This is a genomic window from Pedobacter glucosidilyticus (assembly GCF_002483235.1).
Lineage (GTDB): Bacteria > Bacteroidota > Bacteroidia > Sphingobacteriales > Sphingobacteriaceae > Pseudopedobacter > Pseudopedobacter glucosidilyticum_B.
Map to the genome: position 1 here is coordinate 1 of NZ_DLHN01000001.1, position 18,348 is coordinate 18,348.

18 protein-coding genes, 1 tRNA gene and 1 riboswitch are annotated in these 18,348 nt (G+C 35.8%); of the genes, 15 read left to right on the plus strand and 4 right to left on the minus strand.

What is annotated here, in order from left to right:
• Positions 1-472: 472 nt before the first annotated feature.
• Together B2745_RS00005 and B2745_RS00010 are read right to left on the minus strand one after the other, a co-directional pair.
• Positions 473-546, minus strand: a tRNA-Ile gene (locus tag B2745_RS00005).
• 99 nt (positions 547-645) lie between these two features.
• Entirely contained in the window at positions 646-1,143 is a 498-nt protein-coding gene (locus tag B2745_RS00010; RefSeq protein WP_304062032.1) for a nucleoside deaminase, read from the minus strand.
• Between the two features lie 77 nt (positions 1,144-1,220).
• Between B2745_RS00010 and B2745_RS00015 the strand changes: the two genes are divergently transcribed.
• The 3 genes from B2745_RS00015 to aroB are packed head-to-tail and all read left to right on the plus strand — an operon-like array spanning position 1,221 to position 3,163.
• The gene (locus B2745_RS00015; protein WP_304062036.1) at positions 1,221-1,862 is read left to right on the plus strand and encodes an HAD family hydrolase; all 642 of its coding nucleotides are present in this window, start codon (positions 1,221-1,223) and stop codon (positions 1,860-1,862) included.
• A gap of 30 nt (positions 1,863-1,892) precedes the next feature.
• Positions 1,893-2,099 carry an RNA-binding S4 domain-containing protein gene (locus B2745_RS00020; protein ID WP_304062037.1) on the plus strand — a complete coding sequence of 69 codons (207 nt, stop codon included), beginning with the start codon at positions 1,893-1,895 and terminating at the stop codon, positions 2,097-2,099.
• Positions 2,096-3,163 carry a 3-dehydroquinate synthase gene (gene aroB / locus B2745_RS00025; protein ID WP_304062040.1) on the plus strand — a complete coding sequence of 356 codons (1,068 nt, stop codon included), beginning with the start codon at positions 2,096-2,098 and terminating at the stop codon, positions 3,161-3,163. The genes B2745_RS00020 and aroB overlap by 4 nt, the downstream gene beginning before the upstream one ends.
• Positions 3,164-3,270: 107 nt before the next feature.
• Here the strand turns inward: aroB and B2745_RS00030 are convergent, their stop codons facing one another.
• The gene (locus B2745_RS00030; RefSeq protein ID WP_304062043.1) at positions 3,271-4,026 is read right to left on the minus strand and encodes an IclR family transcriptional regulator; all 756 of its coding nucleotides are present in this window, start codon (positions 4,024-4,026) and stop codon (positions 3,271-3,273) included.
• Positions 4,027-4,098: 72 nt separating this feature from the next.
• Between B2745_RS00030 and fucP the strand changes: the two genes are divergently transcribed.
• From fucP to B2745_RS00075, 9 genes are all read left to right on the plus strand, one after another.
• On the plus strand, positions 4,099-5,352 hold the full coding sequence (gene fucP, locus B2745_RS00035; RefSeq protein ID WP_304062045.1) for an L-fucose:H+ symporter permease: 1,254 nt from the start codon (positions 4,099-4,101) through the stop codon (positions 5,350-5,352).
• Positions 5,349-5,681: an L-rhamnose mutarotase gene (locus B2745_RS00040; protein WP_026904491.1), complete on the plus strand. Its 333-nt coding sequence runs from the start codon at positions 5,349-5,351 to the stop codon at positions 5,679-5,681. Before fucP ends, B2745_RS00040 begins: the two co-directional genes overlap by 4 nt.
• Position 5,682: 1 nt before the next feature.
• A complete protein-coding gene (locus B2745_RS00045) occupies positions 5,683-7,323 on the plus strand; it encodes a UxaA family hydrolase (RefSeq protein WP_304062048.1) in 1,641 nt (546 codons plus the stop codon).
• 34 nt (positions 7,324-7,357) lie between these two features.
• Positions 7,358-8,122, plus strand: a complete 765-nt coding sequence (locus tag B2745_RS00050; RefSeq protein ID WP_304062050.1) for an SDR family NAD(P)-dependent oxidoreductase — start codon at positions 7,358-7,360, stop codon at positions 8,120-8,122.
• Between the two features lie 46 nt (positions 8,123-8,168).
• Entirely contained in the window at positions 8,169-9,023 is an 855-nt protein-coding gene (locus B2745_RS00055) for a fumarylacetoacetate hydrolase family protein (RefSeq protein WP_304062051.1), read from the plus strand.
• 5 nt (positions 9,024-9,028) lie between these two features.
• Positions 9,029-9,817, plus strand: coding sequence for an SDR family oxidoreductase (locus B2745_RS00060; RefSeq protein WP_304062054.1), 789 nt, complete (start codon positions 9,029-9,031; stop codon positions 9,815-9,817).
• 74 nt (positions 9,818-9,891) lie between these two features.
• Positions 9,892-11,289, plus strand: coding sequence for a 23S rRNA (uracil(1939)-C(5))-methyltransferase RlmD (gene rlmD / locus B2745_RS00065; RefSeq protein ID WP_304062057.1), 1,398 nt, complete (start codon positions 9,892-9,894; stop codon positions 11,287-11,289).
• On the plus strand, positions 11,286-11,678 hold the full coding sequence (locus B2745_RS00070) for a hypothetical protein (RefSeq protein ID WP_304062060.1): 393 nt from the start codon (positions 11,286-11,288) through the stop codon (positions 11,676-11,678). Before rlmD ends, B2745_RS00070 begins: the two co-directional genes overlap by 4 nt.
• A 284-nt stretch (positions 11,679-11,962) precedes the next feature.
• The gene (locus B2745_RS00075) at positions 11,963-12,472 is read left to right on the plus strand and encodes a phosphoribosyltransferase family protein (RefSeq protein WP_304062062.1); all 510 of its coding nucleotides are present in this window, start codon (positions 11,963-11,965) and stop codon (positions 12,470-12,472) included.
• Here B2745_RS00075 and B2745_RS00080 read toward each other — a convergent pair.
• Positions 12,469-13,161, minus strand: a complete 693-nt coding sequence (locus B2745_RS00080) for a YetF domain-containing protein (RefSeq protein WP_304062065.1) — start codon at positions 13,159-13,161, stop codon at positions 12,469-12,471. The two genes, B2745_RS00075 and B2745_RS00080, sit on opposite strands and share 4 nt — an antisense overlap.
• Positions 13,162-13,307: 146 nt before the next feature.
• On the opposite strand from B2745_RS00080, the gene B2745_RS00085 reads away from it, so the two are divergent.
• The 3 genes from B2745_RS00085 to B2745_RS00095 all read left to right on the plus strand — a co-directional run bounded on the left by B2745_RS00085 (position 13,308) and on the right by B2745_RS00095 (position 18,203).
• On the plus strand, positions 13,308-14,273 hold the full coding sequence (locus B2745_RS00085; protein ID WP_304062068.1) for an isopenicillin N synthase family dioxygenase: 966 nt from the start codon (positions 13,308-13,310) through the stop codon (positions 14,271-14,273).
• Between the two features lie 140 nt (positions 14,274-14,413).
• Positions 14,414-14,633: riboswitch (cobalamin riboswitch) on the plus strand.
• A 108-nt stretch (positions 14,634-14,741) separates the two neighbouring features.
• Positions 14,742-15,710, plus strand: a complete 969-nt coding sequence (locus tag B2745_RS00090) for a ribonucleoside-diphosphate reductase small subunit (protein WP_304062070.1) — start codon at positions 14,742-14,744, stop codon at positions 15,708-15,710.
• 129 nt (positions 15,711-15,839) lie between these two features.
• On the plus strand, positions 15,840-18,203 hold the full coding sequence (locus B2745_RS00095; protein ID WP_304062073.1) for a ribonucleoside-diphosphate reductase subunit alpha: 2,364 nt from the start codon (positions 15,840-15,842) through the stop codon (positions 18,201-18,203).
• Positions 18,204-18,348: the final 145 nt, after the last annotated feature.

Consider the following 18,348-nt stretch of genomic DNA (forward strand, 5'->3'; position numbering starts at 1 on the left):
CTCTACAAACTTACGATGACAAAATAATGGTGTAACCTGCATGAAGGGATAGCTTCACTACGTTCGCTATGAACAAAGTAATCGTGATAGCTTTACTGTGTTTGCTATGACAAAATAATAGTTTGTTTGTCAAGCGAGGTGGTTTAAACCCACAAATTTCGGTTTGCCTTTTCAAATGGCAATCCGAAATTTAAAATATTCAATACCTCAATTAAGAAACACATCTCATCTGTTATTGATTTACGATATCGTTATAAAAAGTGAAAACTTATAACAGCGTTTAAGTATATATTCCTCTTCTGGGCAGAATATATTGATTTCAAACACATCTACTTAGTTTTTGCTGTTGAACAATCTGGGTGTTTTTTTAAGGTAATCGTTCGCAAATGGCGGTTAAACTTGTTAGTGCTTTAAAACTGCGAACAAAAAAACCGCTTATACGTGTTGTAAAAGCGGTTTTAGGATTTTTTTGTGCACCCACCTGGGCTCGAACCAGGGACCAAAAGATTATGAGTCTTCTACTCTAACCAACTGAGCTATAGGTGCTGAAAATCATTACTGATTTGCGGATGCAATGTTACGAATTTGCCGTTGAATTCTAAAAAATAAATTTAAAATACTTGCAAAATATTCATTACGAAAGCATTACAAGCTCCCATTCTTAATTTTTGCTTTATCCTGTTCGTCCAATTCATGATATTTCTCAAAACTGACAATGCTTTCAGCAGGTAAAATACGTTTGAAAGATAATTTTCTTTCGGCAATAGAGAGCTTCAACTCTTCATAAATAAACTCATCACCAAAACCAGCCCATTCAGCATCTGTACGGGTATTGCCATAATAAACTTCTGAAATATTGGCCCAATAAATGGCACTCAAACACATAGGGCAAGGTTCGGCACTGGTATATAAAATAGCTCCTTTCAAATCTGCTTGTTTAAGATTTTTACAAGCCAGCCTGATGGCATTAACCTCCGCATGTGCAGTAGGGTCGTTATCTTTATTAACACTGTTGGCTGCTGATGCTATCACTTTGCCGTTTTTAACAATCACGCATCCAAATGGTCCACCATTAAAATTTTTAAGGTTGTCCTCTGCTAAAGCAATGGCTTTTCTCATCATTTCTTCGTGTATATGATTCATGTTTTATCCTTTGATTTTGAATGTTCATACAAAAATCTATCCATAATCAAACGAAAGATTAATACCTTTGATGTATCATGAAGGCAGTAAAAACAATTATTTTTGATTACGGTAACGTTATTTTCAACATAGATTTTAAAAGAACACAACAAGCTTTTATAGATTTAGGCATCCAAAATATTGAAGAATTTTTTGCGCATAAAGCTCACGATCCGTTGTTTGATGAGTTTGAAAAAGGTAACATCACAGCAGCCGAGTGGCGTGATGGTATCAGACGCAAAGCAAAACAGCCAGCACTTACTGATAAGCAAATTGATGATGCCTGGAATACCTTATTGCTGGGTGTCCCGGAAGGAAATCATGATTTGCTATTGAAAATTAAAGCTCAGTATCCAACTTTTTTATTAAGTAATAATAACGAGATCCATTATGAGTGGATTATGAAGTATCTCAAAGCAGATTTTGGTTTAACAGATAATTCGTCTTTCTTTGTTAAAGATTATTATTCTCATTTACTGAGGATGCGTAAACCCAATGCAGATATTTTTGAATATGTTTTAGATACTCACCATCTAAATCCAGAGGAAACATTATTCATAGACGATAGTCCACAGCATCTTAAAACAGCTCAAGAATTAGGGTTACAAACCTATTTAATGACTGCCCCAGATAATTTACAGTTATATTTTAGCAGAAACGGTTTACTAAGAAACCTCTAAATTGTTATTCATTTTTGTAAGTTTGCACCAATGATTGAATTTAAACTAGAAGGCGAGTTTATCCCGCTGATACAGCTTCTAAAAGCAACTGACTTAGTTTCTTCGGGAGGCGAAGCGCAAGCTGTAGTGATGGACGGTTTGGTACAATACAATGGCGTTACCGATTACCGTAAGCGCTTAAAAGTGCGTAAAGGTGATACCGTAAAATTTAATCATAAAACCATTAAAATTATATGAATCCTATCCAAAGCAGTACCTATCAGGTATATTTTGATCATAGCTTACAAGTTTTACAAGATATTCTTCAGCAAGGCAATTACTCCAAAGTATTTATCATCACCGATGAAAATACCGGGCAGTTTTGTTTACCAGTTTTACAAGACAAACTACCAGCTTTAGACAATTTTGATATTATAGAAATCCCTTACGGCGAAGAAAATAAAAATATTGATTACTGCATAGGTATTTGGAGGATGTTGCTGGATTTTGAAGCTGATAGAAATGCCGTAGTGATAAATTTAGGTGGTGGTGTAGTTACCGATATGGGAAGCTTTGCTGCATCAACTTATAAAAGAGGGATAGATTTTATCCAGATTCCTACCACTTTACTCTCTCAGGTGGATGCCTCTGTTGGAGGTAAAACAGGTATCGATATAGAGAATGTAAAAAACATCATAGGTACTTTTGCCTTGCCACAGGCAGTAATCATTTGTGCTGATTTTTTGAAAACTTTACCAGAAAGACAAATCATCTCTGGTTTTGCAGAAGTTATCAAACATGGTATCATCGCTGATGCCGCTTATTATCAGGATATCATCAGCTTGGCCCATGCAAAAGACATCAGCACAGCGCAAATACATGCATCCGTAGCAATTAAAAATAAAGTTGTTTTAGAAGATCCTTTTGAAAAAGGTTTGAGAAAAATCTTAAACTTTGGTCATACCATTGGGCATGCAGTAGAATCTTGGTCTTTAGCGCATGATAGCAGTCCACTTTTACACGGCGAAGCCATCGCTGTAGGGATGATATGCGAATCGTATTTAGCGCACATGACAGGTATCTTAGAAGAAGAAGATTTTAAAACCATCGTTCAAGATATATTAAAATTCTTTCCAAAATACAAGCTTAAAGAAGGTATCGAAAATGATTTATTAGCCATTATGCAACATGATAAAAAGAACAGCGCTGGTAATATCAATTTCTCTTTGCCAAATAAAATAGGAAACTGTTTATATAATCAAGTAGTTTCTAAAGATTTGATGATAGAAAGTTTGGCTTATTACAGAAGTTTAAATAGTTAAATGGCGTGTTCATGATATTGGTTTTTGCTAGTTATTCGGCAGAAAAATTTAGTATCCATATCAGATTTTAAATCAATTTTACGCTGGCAATAAGCTTTGTAAGCAAACTACATAGTAGAAATACGTCGAGCAGCTTCCAAAGCAGTTTTTATCATCAATTCTTTAATTTCATGATTAAACCTAAATGCTGGCATATAAATACTAAAGCCTGCAACAGCTTTTCCGTTTTGGTAAATAGGCGTTCCTATACCAATAACTTGTACACTATCTTCAATTAAAACATAACCCTGCTTTTTAATGATAGCAATTTGCTCAAGCAATTGTGTTCTGGAAGAAGCTTCTGGCCAAATAGATTTATCGGGCAAACCAAAGCGTTTGATGTATTGGGCTAGTTCTTGATCAGGAAGCATGGCAACTAATAACCTGCCAGTAGAGGCATCATAAGCATTTTTTTCATCGGCAGTGGTAGCCTGTATCAGTTGGTTGGCAATATGATGTTTTAAAATAATACGTTTATTTTCTTTCAATACAGCTATCAAGCAATTTTCTTGAAGTGTTTTTTGGGCAAGCAATAATTGAGGTTCAGCTCGCTCTAGTAGTTGTTTGTAGCCAAAAGAACCACTGGCAATTTCTGTAAAATTATCTCCAAGCAAATAGCCTTTTTCTTTATCGGCTTTTTTTAAAAAGCCACGGTCTACTAAAGTCTTAACAATATTAGCACAAGTTGCCGTATTTAAACTTAAGTCAGCAGCAATGTGCCCCATTAATTTAGGCTCTTTAGGGTTATTAGCCACATATTCTATAATGTCTATAGCCCGGTTTATAACTTGTATCATGAAATCAAAACTAGCTATTAATTCCATAATATAAAATTTTTGTTTTATAAAAATAAGTTTATTTAATTTGGATTCTCAATTATTATTAAACCAAATTAAATGACTACACCAACAAAGGGCTCAACAAACTTTGCCTTCATCATGATAACAATTTTGTTTTTCATGTGGGGCTTTGTTCACAATTTAGATCCTATTTTAATACCACATTTAAAAAGAGCTTTCAGTTTAACCACTCTACAGGCTTCATTGGTAGATTCGGCTGTATTTATAGCTTACTTCGTTGTGGCTTTGCCAGCAGGATTTTTACTTAAGAAAAAAGGGTATAAAGCAGGTATCATTTTAGGTTTAATGTTATTTGCTATAGGTTCTTATTTGTTCATTCCATCGGCAAACCTGCAATCTTATACTTTTTTTCTGGTAGCACTTTTTATCATTGCATGTGGCTTAACCATCTTAGAAACAGCAGCTAATCCTTATGCTTCCTTATTAGGGCCGCCAGAAAAAGCTACACAGCGTTTAAATTTGGCGCAATCTTTTAATGGCTTGGCGGCTACTTTAGCGCCTATCATTGGGGCAAGAATCATTTTAACAGAAGGCTTGCCTGAAGAAAAATTAGCTTTAATGGCACCACAAGCCAGAGAGTTGGCCCTTGCAGCAGAAGCAGCAACCGTTAAAATGCCTTATTTTATATTAGGCTCTGTTATTTTAGTGGTGGCTGTTATTTTCTTTTTCATGAAACTTCCAGAAATTAAAGAAGAGGAAAAAAGTACTTCTGGTTCATCTTTAACTGTTTTTAGGCATAAGCATTTAAACTGGGCTATTGCAGCTCAATTTTTCTATGTTGGTGCGCAAGTTTGCGTTTTCAGTTTCTTTATTCTTTACGCTACACATGCAACCGGAATTTCTGAAATGAAAGCAGCAGAATACGCTGGTTTTGGAGTAGGAATGGCCTTCATGATAGGGCGTTTTGTTGGTACTTTCTTCATGAAATTTGTGAAGCCTCCTGTTTTACTAGCTATTTATGCTATATTATGTATGATTTTAAGTGTTTTAGCCATGTATATTACAGGTTTAGCATCTATTTATATCGTTATCGGCATTGCATTTTTTATGTCAATCATGTTCCCAACTATTTTCTCTTTAGGGATAAAAGAGTTAGGAGAAGATACCAAGCTAGGAAGCAGTTTCATTATCATGTCTATTGTGGGTGGAGCCATTCTACCGCTCATTTTTGGACATGTAAGTGATTTATATAGCAATATCCAATTAGGTTATATAGTTCCTTCCTTTTGCTTTTTTGTAGTTTTAATATTTGCTGTTCATGGTCATAAAGTTTCAACCGTAAAAAAATGAAAAGATATTGTTTAGCACTTGATTTAAAAGACGATCCTAAGTTAATTGCCGAGTATGAAGCATGGCATAAAAAAGTTCCGCCTGCGGTTACTTTTAGTATCATTTCATCAGGTATCAGAGATATGGAAATTTATAGAACCGGAAACAGGTTATTGATGGTGATGGAGGTTGACGATAATTTTTCTTTTGATAAAAAGTCAAAAGCTGATGCGCAGAACGCTAAAGTACAAGAATGGGAAACCCTCATGTGGGATTTTCAACAGCCTTTACCTTTTGCAAAAGAAGGTGAAAAATGGGTTTTAATGGATAAGATTTTTGATTTAAAATAATATGAGCAAGAAGTATTTACAGCTTCATTCACAGGATAATGTGCTGGTAGCGCTGCAAGATTTAGAAAAAGGTTTAACGGTAGATTTTAACGGTAAGGTTTTAACCCTTAAAGAGGATATTCCGGCTAAGCATAAATTTTACTTAAATGCCATGCAGCCCGGTGATGAGGTCATCATGTATGGGGTTTTGGTAGGGAAAATTCAGATGTCTGTAAATGAAGGAGATTTAATGACTGTAAACAATCTTAAACATGCAGCAGAAGATTATGCTTATAGGGAGGTCGACTACCAATGGGAAAAACCAGATGTAAGCAAATATATTGATAAGACTTTTTTAGGTTATCATCGTGAGGATGGACGTGTAGGTACAGCAAATTATTGGCTGTTTATTCCGACAGTATTTTGTGAGAACAGAAATCTAGATGTGATTAAAGAAGCCTTACATCATAGTTTAGGTTATGCTGTCACCGATAAGTATAAACTGTATGCAAAGGCATTGAGAGAAGCTGTAGAAGCAGGTAAAGATATCCAAAACTTATCGCTAGAATTAAATGCCGTACAACCCACAGAACGTTTATTTAAAAATGTTGATGGGATAAAATTCCTCAATCACCAAGGTGGTTGTGGTGGTACAAGACAAGATGCAGAGCTGCTCAGTAAGTTATTAGCATCTTATGCCAATCATCCCAATGTTGCGGGCGTAACTGTTCTAAGTTTGGGCTGCCAGCATCTGCAAACGCAAAACTTTTTGGATGATTTAAAGCAATACAATCCAAATTTTAATAAACCTTTATTGGTTTTTGAGCAACAACAAAGTAAAAGCGAGGAGCAATTGATCAAAGATGCGATACAGCAAACTTTCTCTCAATTGGTTGAAATTAATAAAATTGGAAGAAAGCCAGCACCTTTATCAGCTTTAACAGTAGGGGTTAAATGTGGCGGTAGCGATGGTTTTAGCGGAATTTCTGCCAATCCTGCGGTTGGTTATACCGCAGATTTATTGGTAGCTCTAGGAGCTAAAGTTCTGTTGGCAGAGTTTCCAGAACTGTGTGGTGCAGAGCAGAACATGATAGACAGATGCCAAGGGAAAGAAATTGCAGAAAAGTTTATCCATTTAATGCAAACTTATGATGCCCAAGCACATGCAGTAGGCTCGGGCTTTCACATGAATCCATCGCCAGGAAATATTAAAGATGGTTTAATTACCGATGCTATAAAAAGTACTGGGGCAGCCAAAAAAGGAGGTACAGCACCTGTAGTAGATGTTTTAGATTATACAGAACCAGCCGTAAAACCAGGTTTAAATTTAGTTTGTACACCGGGTAATGATGTTGAGGCTACTACAGGAAAAGCAGCTAGCGGGGCAACCTTAATTTTATTTACTACAGGTTTGGGTACACCAACAGGTAATCCGGTTTGTCCGGTTATCAAAGTGGCTACCAACTCTGGTTTAGCTTTAAGAATGTCTGATATTATTGATATTGATACTGGAGCTATCATCAGAGGTGAAAAGAGCATTGCAGAAATGGGAGAAGAGATTTTAGAATATTGTATCAAAGCTGCAAGTGGCGAAATTACACCAAAGGCCGTTCTCTTAAATCAAGACGATTTTATCCCTTGGAAAAGAGGCGTGAGTTTATAAGTTTATATAATTGTAATCATTAAAATAAAGAAAAGTGTTTTCATTAGAAGGTAAATCAGCCGTTGTAACAGGAGCAGGAAGCGGTATTGGGCAAGCTATAGCAATAACTTTTGCAAGGCAAGGGGCTAAAGTTTATGTTTTAGATGTTAATCAGGAGCAAGCCAACAGCACTGTTTCTCGTATTCAGGAAGATGGTGGAGAAGCATTTGCATTTGTTTGTGATGTTACCCATCAGCAAGTTGTTAAATCTGTATTTGAAAAAATCGGTAACATGAATATTCTGGTTAATTGTGCCGGAATAGCACATGTTGGCAATGTAGTTAATACCAGCGAGGCAGATTTTGATCGCGTTTATCAAGTAAACGTAAAAGGAACTTACAACTGTTTGCATGAGGCTTTACCTTATTTTATTAGAGCGCAGCAAGGTGTTATTTTAAATGTTGCTTCTATTGCTGCTTATGTAGGTATAAATGACAGATTTGCCTATAGCATGAGTAAAGGAGCTGTTTTTGCCATGACTTTAAGCGTTGCTAAAGACTTTCTTCATCAAAATATCAGATGTAACTCTATATCTCCGGCAAGGGTACACACGCCTTTTGTAGATGGCTTTATAGCAAAAAATTATCCGGGCAAAGAACAAGAAATGTTCGAGAAATTATCTAAATCTCAGCCTATAGGCAGAATGGGTAGTGTGGATGAAATTGCTACATTAGCATTATACTTATGTAGTGATGAAGCTGGTTTTATTACTGGTAATGATTATCCTATAGACGGTGGATTTATAAAATTAAATAACTAAATAAACTAAAGCTTCATTAAAGAAGAACTTAATAAATACAATTGAAATGAAATTAATAAGATACGGACAAGCAGGAAAAGAAAAAACAGGTGTTATTATTAATGATAAAAGATATGATACATCTGCATTTGGTGAAGATTATAACGAGGCATTTTTTGAAAACGATGGTTTGAACAGATTAGCTGCCTTTTTGAAAGAAAATGAAGGCAAGCTGCCAGAGGTTTCTGCATCAGAAAGATTAGGTTCTCCTGTTGCTAGACCATCAAAAATAGTTTGTATTGGTTTAAACTATGCTAAACACGCTAAAGAAACAAATGCACCTATCCCGGCAGAGCCTATTTTATTTTTTAAATCTACCACGGCTTTAGTTGGTCCAAATGATGATATCATCATCCCTAAAAACTCCGTTAAAACAGATTGGGAAGTAGAATTGGCTTTTGTAATTGGTAAAAAAGCAAGCTATGTAGAAGAAGCAGATGCGATGGATTATATCGCAGGCTATTGTTTACATAATGATGTTAGCGAGCGTGAGTTTCAATTAGAGCGTGGTGGTACTTGGGATAAAGGTAAAGGTTGTGATACTTTTGCCCCTATTGGCCCATGGTTAGCTACAAAAGACGAGATAGCTGATGTAAACAACCTAAGACTTTGGTTAAAAGTAAACGATAAAATATTCCAAGACGGAAATACCGATGATTTGATTTTTAACCTACCAAAACTGGTAAGTTATTTAAGCCATTTCATGACTTTATTGCCTGGAGATATCATCTCAACAGGAACGCCACATGGTGTTGGTTTAGGCTTTAATCCGCCGGTATATTTAAAACCAGGAGATGTAGTAGAGTTGGGTATAGATGGCTTAGGAACTTCTAAGCAGCATGTTAAGGCGTATCAAGGCTAAGCATTATGGATTTAGGATTAAAAGATAAAGTTATTGTTGTATCTGGCGGAGCCAAAGGTATAGGTGAGGGAGTATGTAGAGTTTTAGCTCAAGAAGGTGCTATCCCGGTTATCTTAGGAAGAAACCAAGCTGATAATCAATCATTAGCAGATGATATTGCTAAAGCAGGAGGACAAGCATTTTGTGTGCAAGCAGAATTGTCAGATCCTACCGCCTGTGAAGAAGCTATAAATACAATTATAAAAGCTTTTGGTAGGATAGATGGCTTGGTGAATAATGCAGGTTTAAATGATGGTGTAGGTCTGGAAAATGGCTCTTACGAGGGCTTCGTGAAAAGTTTACACCATAGCTTAGTGCATTATTATCTATTGGCCCATCATGCTTTACCTTATTTAAAAGCATCTAAAGGCGGTATTGTTAATATCAGCTCTAAAACAGCAGAAACCGGTCAAGGTAATACTTCTGGTTATGCCGCAGCTAATGGGGGAAGAAATGCTTTAACCCGCGAATGGGCTGTTGAGTTGCTCAAATATGGTATTAGGGTTAATGCTGTTATTGTTGCTGAGTGTTGGACTCCGCAATATGCTAAATGGATAGAAACCTTAGCCAACGCTAAAGAAAAATTAGCAGAGATTACGGCTAATATTCCTTTAGAAAATAGGATGACAACCACACAAGAAATAGCGAATACAGTAGCATTCTTATTGTCAGAAAAATCTAGTCATACAACCGGCCAGCTGATTCATGTAGATGGCGGTTACGTACATTTGGATAGGGCTTTGGCTAATGCCTAGAGTATTGATAAATTTATTCATGCTGAATAATCTTTTTAAAACCTTAATTTTGCCAGCTTAAACAGCATAAAGTTTTGGGCGAACAAAAAATATTTGAGCAATTAGAAGTTTTTGATATTGCAGAAGAAGGCAAAGGTGTAGCAAGACATCAGGATTTGGTGGTTTTTATAGAAAAAGCTATCCCAGGCGATATTGTAGATGCTGCAGTTTATAAAAAGAAGAAAAAATTTGCAGAAGCTAAGGTGCATACCCTGCACCAACCATCTGCAGATAGGGTTGAGCCGTTTTGCATACATTTTGGAACTTGTGGAGGCTGCAAATGGCAGCACATGGATTACAACGCACAATTAAAATACAAGCAAAAATCTGTTACTGATGCTCTGCAAAGGCTCGCAGGTTTAGATGTTGCACATACCGAGTCCATTTTAGCATCGGCAGCAACTACTTATTACCGTAATAAATTAGAGTATACTTTTTCTAATAAAAGATGGTTAACCCAAGAAGATGTTGCTTCTGGCGAAGCTATGGAAATGAATGCCTTAGGTTTTCATGTGCCGCTCCGCTTTGATAAGATATTAGATGTTCAGCATTGCTGGCTTCAGGCTTCTCCTTCTAATGAAATCAGAAACAGCGTCCGCGATTTTGCTTTAGCCAATCAAATTTCTTTTTATGATTTAAGAGCTCATGAAGGGGCATTAAGAAATTTAATCATCAGAACTTCATCTACAGGAGAGCTCATGATTGTTGTGGTTTTTGCCTATCCGGAAGAAGGACAAGTAGAGCTTTTGATGGATTTTGTAAAGATAAGTTTCCCTCAGGTAAACTCGCTTATGTATATCATCAACCAAAAGAAAAACGATACCATTTTTGATCAGGATATTTTATTATACCACGGCCAACCTTTCATTTATGAAGAAATGGAAGGTTTGAAATTCAGAATCGGACCTAAATCATTCTATCAAACTAATTCTTTACAAGCTTACGAATTGTATAAAATCACCAGAGAATTTGCTGGTTTAACAGGTAAAGAATTGGTTTACGATTTGTATACTGGTACAGGCACTATCGCCAACTTTGTAGCTAAGCATGCTAAAGAAGTTGTTGGGGTAGAGTATGTGCCAACGGCTATAGAAGATGCAAAGGTAAACTCACAAATCAATGGGATAAACAATACGAAGTTTTATGCTGGCGATATGAAAGATGTTTTAAATGCCGATTTTATAGCCCAACATGGCAAACCTGATGTGGTGATTACAGACCCTCCAAGAGCAGGAATGCACCCGGATGTAGTAGAGCGTTTAATGGAAATGGAGGCTGATAAAATTGTATATGTAAGCTGTAATGCGGCAACACAAGCCAGAGATTTAGTGCGTTTGAAAGAGAAATATGAAGTAAGCAGAATTAAACCTGTGGATATGTTCCCTCAAACACAACATGTAGAAAATGTGGTTTTATTAGAATTGAAAAAATGAATCAAGAAGATTTAATGGGGAATCCGGCTGCTGGGGAAAATCAGAAGCCTCAGGAAAGTCCTTTACTTTCTTTAAAAAAAGATTTAGCAAATTATAAAGATGCCATTAGGGAAGTTGCCATAGAAATTATGGTAGAAGGCTTATCAGCCTATCCTATATTTATTGCTCACCAGCATGAGGTTCATATTGGTGAAATTATTTTAGATAGGGCAGAATTAGCTACAGATTGGACGATACAAGCTTCAACTTTAGAAGAGTTTATAGAAAGAGGTATTATTCAGGAAACTAAGAAAGACGCCTTTTTAAGTAGCTATAAAAATGCCGATGACTATGCTTGTGTGTTTGTAGTAGTGCCAGAAGGAGCAAACTTTGTTTATTATCCTTATTAAAAGAAAAGAGGCTGTCAAATCAAATAATTCGTGTCAGGCTGAGCGGAGTCGAAGCCTAATTTATGTTTCGACTCTGCTCAGGATGACAATTGAAACCAGCCACATAAAGTGGATTCGATTATTGACAACCTCTTAGCATTAACACACACACTAAAAATTTATTAAGACAAATTTGTAAACCTTTTAAAACTTAGACGCTACCATAGCATCGTTAGTTACATTAATTTTTAAAAAACATTAAAGGTTTAAACAGAATTAGTTAATTTGAGCCAAAAATAGCAGCTATGCCAACTAAGCGATTACTTATTCTTAATCATACGCAAATACAGCAGAAAATTAACCGTATTGCTTATCAAATTTTAGAAGACAATATAGAAGAACAAGAAATTATTCTTGCAGGTGTGGTATCTAGAGGTTATAGGTTTGCTTTAAGATTAGAAAAAGTATTAAAGGAAATAGCTCATTTTAAGATTACCTTGGCAGAAATAGAGCTTAATAAAGAGAGCTCTAAGCTAGAATCCTCTATCAATATTCCTATAGAAGCTTGCCAAAATAAAGTCATTGTTTTAGTTGACGATGTTTTAAACAGCGGCAGAACAATCGCTTATGGTTTAGGCGTATTTTTAAATATCCCCTTAAAAAAATTAAGGTCTGTAGTTTTAATAGATAGAAGTCATAAACTATTCCCGGTAGCTACAGATTTTGTTGGCTTACAACTCTCTACAGTCTTAAAAGAGCATATTGAGGTAGTGTTAGATGAAAATAATGAGCCTGATGGTGTTTACTTAACCTAAGAAATTCTAAGATTATTTCTGGCTCTTATCCAATGTTTTTTGTGGCAGTTAGAACAGGTTGCTTCTTCGCAAATGGTAAGCTGATAAACTTTGCCGCAAGTGTTACAAGCATACATGCCGTTTTCTGCGATTTTTTTTAACGGAGTTCTAATTTCGTGAGGCAAAATAGGGAGTCCATATTTTACCTCTTCATCAGCATTAAAAAATACGCTAATCTCTCCAGAAACTTCCAAAATAGCCAATTTCACTTGTCCTAGGTGGTCAACATGCTCCATTCTTAATTCTGCATAAAATTCATCTACAGCAATATCTTCTTTCTCCATTCTTTGTTTAACAAATTCTCCGTCAACAATTAACGTAACAGGTTTACCTTCTATCCAGTGTTCAAATTTTTTAAATTTTAAAGCCCAGGTAATGGCTCTGTAAAAGGCAAGTACACAAATAAATACAGTAATGGCAGGTATTAAGCCTACATCTTCATAGAACATAGGGTCGCCAGCTGCAGAGCCCAAAGTAATAATAATAACCAGTTCAAAAATAGAAAGTTGCTTAATCCCTCTTTTGCCTGTAAGTTTAAGTGCAATAAGTACAACTATAAACATCACCAGGCATCTGAATAAGACCTCAAGTAAAAACACGTAAGGTAAATCATTCATGAAAACCCTGTCCCATTCAAAAATTTCTTTCATATATAATTTGAAAAATTAATTACCTTTATAAAAATGTGGAAAACTCAAACAAATGATTATCAAAGTTTTGTATAGTTGTATTTGTTGTAGATATAGGTTTATCCACATTTTGAACTTACATTTGTTATCACACAAAAAACACTAACATGGCTACATCAATAAATATACCGCGTTTAGATTTAAACGATTATCTGTATGGTACGGCAGCTCAGAAGAAGCAGTTTTCTGATGATATTGGCAAAGCTTTTAACGATACGGGTTTTGTTACCATCACCAATCACGGCTTAAGTAAAGAGCTAATTGATAACCTTTACCTACAAGTGAAAGAGTTTTTTAGTTTACCCGAAGAAACCAAATTAAAATACGAAAAAGTGGAGCTTGCAGGGCAACGCGGCTATACCTCAAAAGGTAGAGAAAAAGCCAAAGACTCTAAAACACCAGATTTAAAAGAGTTCTGGCAAACTGGTCAGTATGTGGAAGATGGTGATGTTATTAAAGAAGAATATCCAGATAACGTTTCAGTAGAAGAAGTGCCAGCGTTTAATATGGTTACAAAAGAAATTTATAAAAAATTAGAGCATGCAGGTAAACAACTTTTAAAAGCAATAGCAGTTTATTTAGGTTTACCTGAGGATTATTTTGAGGATAAAGTACATAACGGAAACTCTATATTAAGAGCTATACATTATTTTCCGATTGAAAATCCAGATGCTTTACCTGCGGATGCAGTAAGAGCAGGAGCGCATGAAGATATCAATTTGATTACTTTATTAATTGGCGCTAGTGCTGATGGCTTAGAAGTTTTAACCAGAAATGGAGATTGGTTTGCAGTTAAAGCTCATGGCGAAGATATCGTAGTTAATGTTGGTGATATGTTGCAACGTTTAACCAATAACAAGTTAAAGTCAACTACACACCGTGTAGTAAATCCGCCAAGAGAATTGATGAAGAGCTCAAGATACTCGGTACCGTTTTTCTTGCATCCAAAATCAGGTATGGATTTAACTTGTTTAACTTCTTGTATTGATGAAGAAAATCCTAAAGCTTACACAGATATGACGGCTGGCGAGTACCTCGACGAGCGTTTAAGAGAAATAGGTCTTAAAAAATAAAAATCAGTAATTCAGAATAGGAAGGAAGCGCCCCAAAAAGGCGCTTTTTTGTTTTTATAGGCAGGTTGTGAATAAGTTTCCTTATTGTTTAAAACTTCATTGCCTTTACTAGCTTTATTAGTCATACTTTTGAAATAGTTCTTTAACATTACTTATTCAGGTTACCAAATTTGTTTTGGTATTAAAAGGGAACCATGTTAAAATCATGGGCTGACGTTGCAACTGTATTTCTGTTTTTTCAACTAAAATTTGAAATCAAAAATTTGCTAAATATCAGGTCACTGTTTTGCTTGTAAGTAAAATGGGAAGGCATTTAGTAGACAGATAAGCCAGGAGACCTGCCGAGTAGGATTTGTCAAGACTTTCACGTAAAAGGTTTTGATAAAAGCTCTTCTAAACCCTCAATACCTATCAGGGTCTATGTTGTCTTTTGTCAATTCCTGTTTGTAAAATTTAAAAATTAAAACCATGCAACAGGAAGAAGTATTACTTAAAGAAAACAAGGATCGCTTTGTGATTCTGCCCATCAATTATCCCGCAATTTGGGAGATGTACAAACGCCACGAAGCCAGTTTTTGGACAGCAGAAGAAATAGATTTATCTGCCGACCAAAAAGATTGGGAAAACCTAAACGATGGCGAAAGACATTTCATTAGCCATATTTTAGCATTTTTTGCTGCTAGTGATGGTATCGTGAATGAAAACTTAGCTGTTAATTTCATGAGCGAAGTACAGGTGCCAGAAGCTAGGTGCTTTTATGGTTTTCAAATCATGATGGAGAATATCCACTCAGAAACTTATGCTTTATTAATTGATACTTACATCAAGGATCCAAAAGAAAGAACACATCTTTTACATGCCATAGATACGGTTCCATGTGTACAAAAGAAAGCGCAATGGGCATTAAGATGGATAGAAAAAGGCACTTTTGCACAACGTTTAGTAGCTTTTGCTGCCGTAGAAGGTATTTTCTTTAGCGGTAGTTTTTGCTCTATTTTTTGGTTAAAGAAAAGAGGTTTAATGCCAGGTTTAACCTTTAGTAACGAGCTTATTTCAAGAGATGAAGGCTTACACTGCGAATTTGCTTGCTTGCTTTACGGCATGCTTCAAAATAAGTTGAGCAAAGAAGAAGTTTATGAAATTATTTCTGAAGCTGTAGAAATAGAAAAAGAATTTATTTCTGAGGCATTACCTGTCAATCTAATTGGGATGAATGCTCGCTTAATGATGCAATATATTGAGTTTGTAGCCGATAGATGGTTGGTAGAATTAGGTTATGATAAAAAATATCATGCTTCAAATCCTTTTGATTTTATGGAGATGATATCCCTGCAAGGAAAAACCAATTTCTTTGAAAAACGTGTTGGCGATTACCAAAAAAGCGGGGTACTAAGCAGCAAAGAAGACCAGGCGTTTTCATTAGAAGAAGATTTTTAAATAGATGGTTAGTCCCGATGAATTATCGGGTAGTTGCTTAGTTAGGTTTTAAGCTCCCAACTAACCACCTAACAATCTAACCAACTAAAACCTAATCACCTAACAATCTAACTAACAAACTAAAAAAGAATGTTCGTAATAAAAAGAGACGGAAGAACAGAATCCGTAAAATTTGATAAAATAACCTCAAGAATAGAGAAACTCAGCTACAGCTTAAATGCAGATTTTGTTGATCCTGTAGAAGTTGCAAAAAAAGTAATTGATGGTTTATATGATGGCGTAACAACATCAGAACTAGATAACTTGGCGGCAGAAACAGCGGCTTCTTTAACTACGCGTCATCCAGATTATGCCATTTTAGCTTCACGCATTGCGGTTTCTAACCTACATAAAAATACCATTAAGTCTTTCTCAGAAACCATGCGGTTATTGCATGAATATAAAGACCCAAAAACTTCTAAGCCAGCCTCTTTAATTGCTGATGATGTTTGGGAGGTGATAAAAGAAAACGCTGAAATTTTAGATAGCACCATCATTTACGACAGAGATTTTAGCTTCGATTATTTTGGGTTTAAAACTTTAGAGCGCTCTTACTTGCTAAAACTTAATGGTCGTATTGTAGAGCGTCCTCAGCATTTATTTATGCGTGTTGCAGTAGGTATTCATAAACATGATTTAGCTAGCGCTATTAAAACTTATGAACTCATGAGCGAGCGTTGGTTTATCCATGCTACGCCAACTTTATTTAATGCGGGTACGCCAAAACCACAAATGTCTAGCTGTTTCTTGGTAGCCATGAAAGATGATAGTATTGAAGGTATTTACAGCACTTTAATGCAAACTGCCAAGATTTCACAAAGTGCCGGAGGTATTGGTTTAAGCATCCATAATGTTAGGGCAACGGGATCGTACATCAGCGGTACCAACGGAACCAGTAATGGTATTGTTCCAATGCTGAAAGTATTTAACGATACAGCCCGTTATGTAGACCAAGGTGGTGGTAAAAGAAAAGGTGCTTTTGCTATTTATCTAGAGCCTTGGCATGCAGATATTTTTGATTTTCTTGATTTAAAGAAAAATCACGGTAAGGAAGAAAACAGAGCTAGAGATTTGTTTTATGCCCTTTGGATGTCTGATTTATTTATGAAAAGGGTAGAGGCCAATGGCGATTGGAGTTTGTTTTGTCCTCATGAAGCACCAGGCTTAGCCGACTGTTTTGGTGCCGAGTTTGAAGCATTATATCAGCAATATGAGCAAGAAGGAAGAGCTAGAAAAACCATCAAAGCACAAGAGTTGTGGTTTGCCATTCTTGATTCGCAGATAGAAACAGGTACGCCATATTTATTGTATAAGGATGCTGCCAATCAGAAATCAAATCAACAAAATTTAGGTACTATAAAAAGCTCTAATTTATGTACCGAGATTATTGAGTATACCTCTCCAGATGAAGTTGCAGTTTGTAATTTAGCTTCACTTTCTTTGCCTCGTTATGTTGTAGATGGTACTTTTAACCACCAGAAGCTTTATGAAGTAAGTTATCAGGCAACTTTAAACCTAAATAGAATTATAGATAATAATTACTATCCGGTAGAAGAGGCTAAAAATTCTAATATGCGCCACAGACCAATTGGTTTGGGTGTACAAGGTTTGGCCGATGCTTTTATTCTGTTAAAAATGCCTTTTGAGAGTGATGAGGCAAAACAGTTGAATAAAGATATTTTTGAAACCATCTATTTTGCTGCGATGACAGCTTCGGCTGATTTAGCAGAGAAAGAAGGACCTTATGAAACTTTTAAAGGTTCGCCACTTTCTAAAGGACAGTTTCAGTTTGATTTATGGGGAGTGCAGCTAGAAAGTAACCGTTGGGATTGGGAAGCTTTAAGAAAAAGAGTGGTAAAAACAGGGGTAAGAAACTCTTTGTTAATGGCGCCAATGCCAACAGCATCAACCTCGCAAATTCTAGGAAATAACGAGTGTTTTGAGCCTTACACCTCAAATATCTACACCAGAAGGGTGTTAAGTGGAGAATTTGTAGTTGTAAATAAGCACTTATTAAAAGATTTAGTAGAGCTAAATCTTTGGAATAGTAAAATGAAAGATGCTATTATTTTAGCCAATGGCTCGGTACAAGATATACAGTCTATACCACAACATATCAAAGATTTATATAAAACAGTTTGGGAAATTAAGATGAGAAACGTGATTGATATGGCTGCCGATAGAGGAGCATTTATTTGTCAATCTCAGTCTTTAAACTTATTTATTAGCACTCCAACCGCCGCAAAATTAACCTCTATGCATTTCTATAGCTGGAAAAAAGGCTTAAAAACAGGAATGTATTATTTGAGAACACAAGCTGCTACACAAGCAGTTAAGTTTTCGGTAGAAAGTCAGGCTGGCAAAGAAATGGAACCTTTGGTACAAACACCAGAAGTTGTGGTAGAAGGCGCAAGTTGTAGTATGGAAGATGGTTGCTTGTCTTGTGGGTCTTAATTGAATTTTAATGTTTTAACGTAGCAGCCCAAGGTTTAAACCTTGGGCTGTTTTGTTTTTAAATTTTTACAATTTTTTATTTTACCACAGTATAGTATTAACCTCAGACTTCCGACTTTATAATTTTCTTTTTGATTATTTAGTA

Bases quoted from the DNA above. Each gene is read 5' to 3' on its own strand.
- B2745_RS00010 (WP_304062032.1), bottom strand. From the start codon at position 1,143: ATGAATCATATACACGAAGAAATGATGAGAAAAGCCATTGCTTTAGCA.
- B2745_RS00015 (WP_304062036.1), top strand. From the start codon at position 1,221: ATGAAGGCAGTAAAAACAATTATTTTTGATTACGGTAACGTTATTTTC.
- B2745_RS00020 (WP_304062037.1), top strand. From the start codon at position 1,893: ATGATTGAATTTAAACTAGAAGGCGAGTTTATCCCGCTGATACAGCTT.
- aroB (WP_304062040.1), top strand. From the start codon at position 2,096: ATGAATCCTATCCAAAGCAGTACCTATCAGGTATATTTTGATCATAGC.
- B2745_RS00030 (WP_304062043.1), bottom strand. From the start codon at position 4,026: ATGGAATTAATAGCTAGTTTTGATTTCATGATACAAGTTATAAACCGG.
- fucP (WP_304062045.1), top strand. From the start codon at position 4,099: ATGACTACACCAACAAAGGGCTCAACAAACTTTGCCTTCATCATGATA.
- B2745_RS00040 (WP_026904491.1), top strand. From the start codon at position 5,349: ATGAAAAGATATTGTTTAGCACTTGATTTAAAAGACGATCCTAAGTTA.
- B2745_RS00045 (WP_304062048.1), top strand. From the start codon at position 5,683: ATGAGCAAGAAGTATTTACAGCTTCATTCACAGGATAATGTGCTGGTA.
- B2745_RS00055 (WP_304062051.1), top strand. From the start codon at position 8,169: ATGAAATTAATAAGATACGGACAAGCAGGAAAAGAAAAAACAGGTGTT.
- B2745_RS00060 (WP_304062054.1), top strand. From the start codon at position 9,029: ATGGATTTAGGATTAAAAGATAAAGTTATTGTTGTATCTGGCGGAGCC.
- B2745_RS00070 (WP_304062060.1), top strand. From the start codon at position 11,286: ATGAATCAAGAAGATTTAATGGGGAATCCGGCTGCTGGGGAAAATCAG.
- B2745_RS00075 (WP_304062062.1), top strand. From the start codon at position 11,963: ATGCCAACTAAGCGATTACTTATTCTTAATCATACGCAAATACAGCAG.
- B2745_RS00080 (WP_304062065.1), bottom strand. From the start codon at position 13,161: ATGAAAGAAATTTTTGAATGGGACAGGGTTTTCATGAATGATTTACCT.
- B2745_RS00085 (WP_304062068.1), top strand. From the start codon at position 13,308: ATGGCTACATCAATAAATATACCGCGTTTAGATTTAAACGATTATCTG.
- B2745_RS00090 (WP_304062070.1), top strand. From the start codon at position 14,742: ATGCAACAGGAAGAAGTATTACTTAAAGAAAACAAGGATCGCTTTGTG.
- B2745_RS00095 (WP_304062073.1), top strand. From the start codon at position 15,840: ATGTTCGTAATAAAAAGAGACGGAAGAACAGAATCCGTAAAATTTGAT.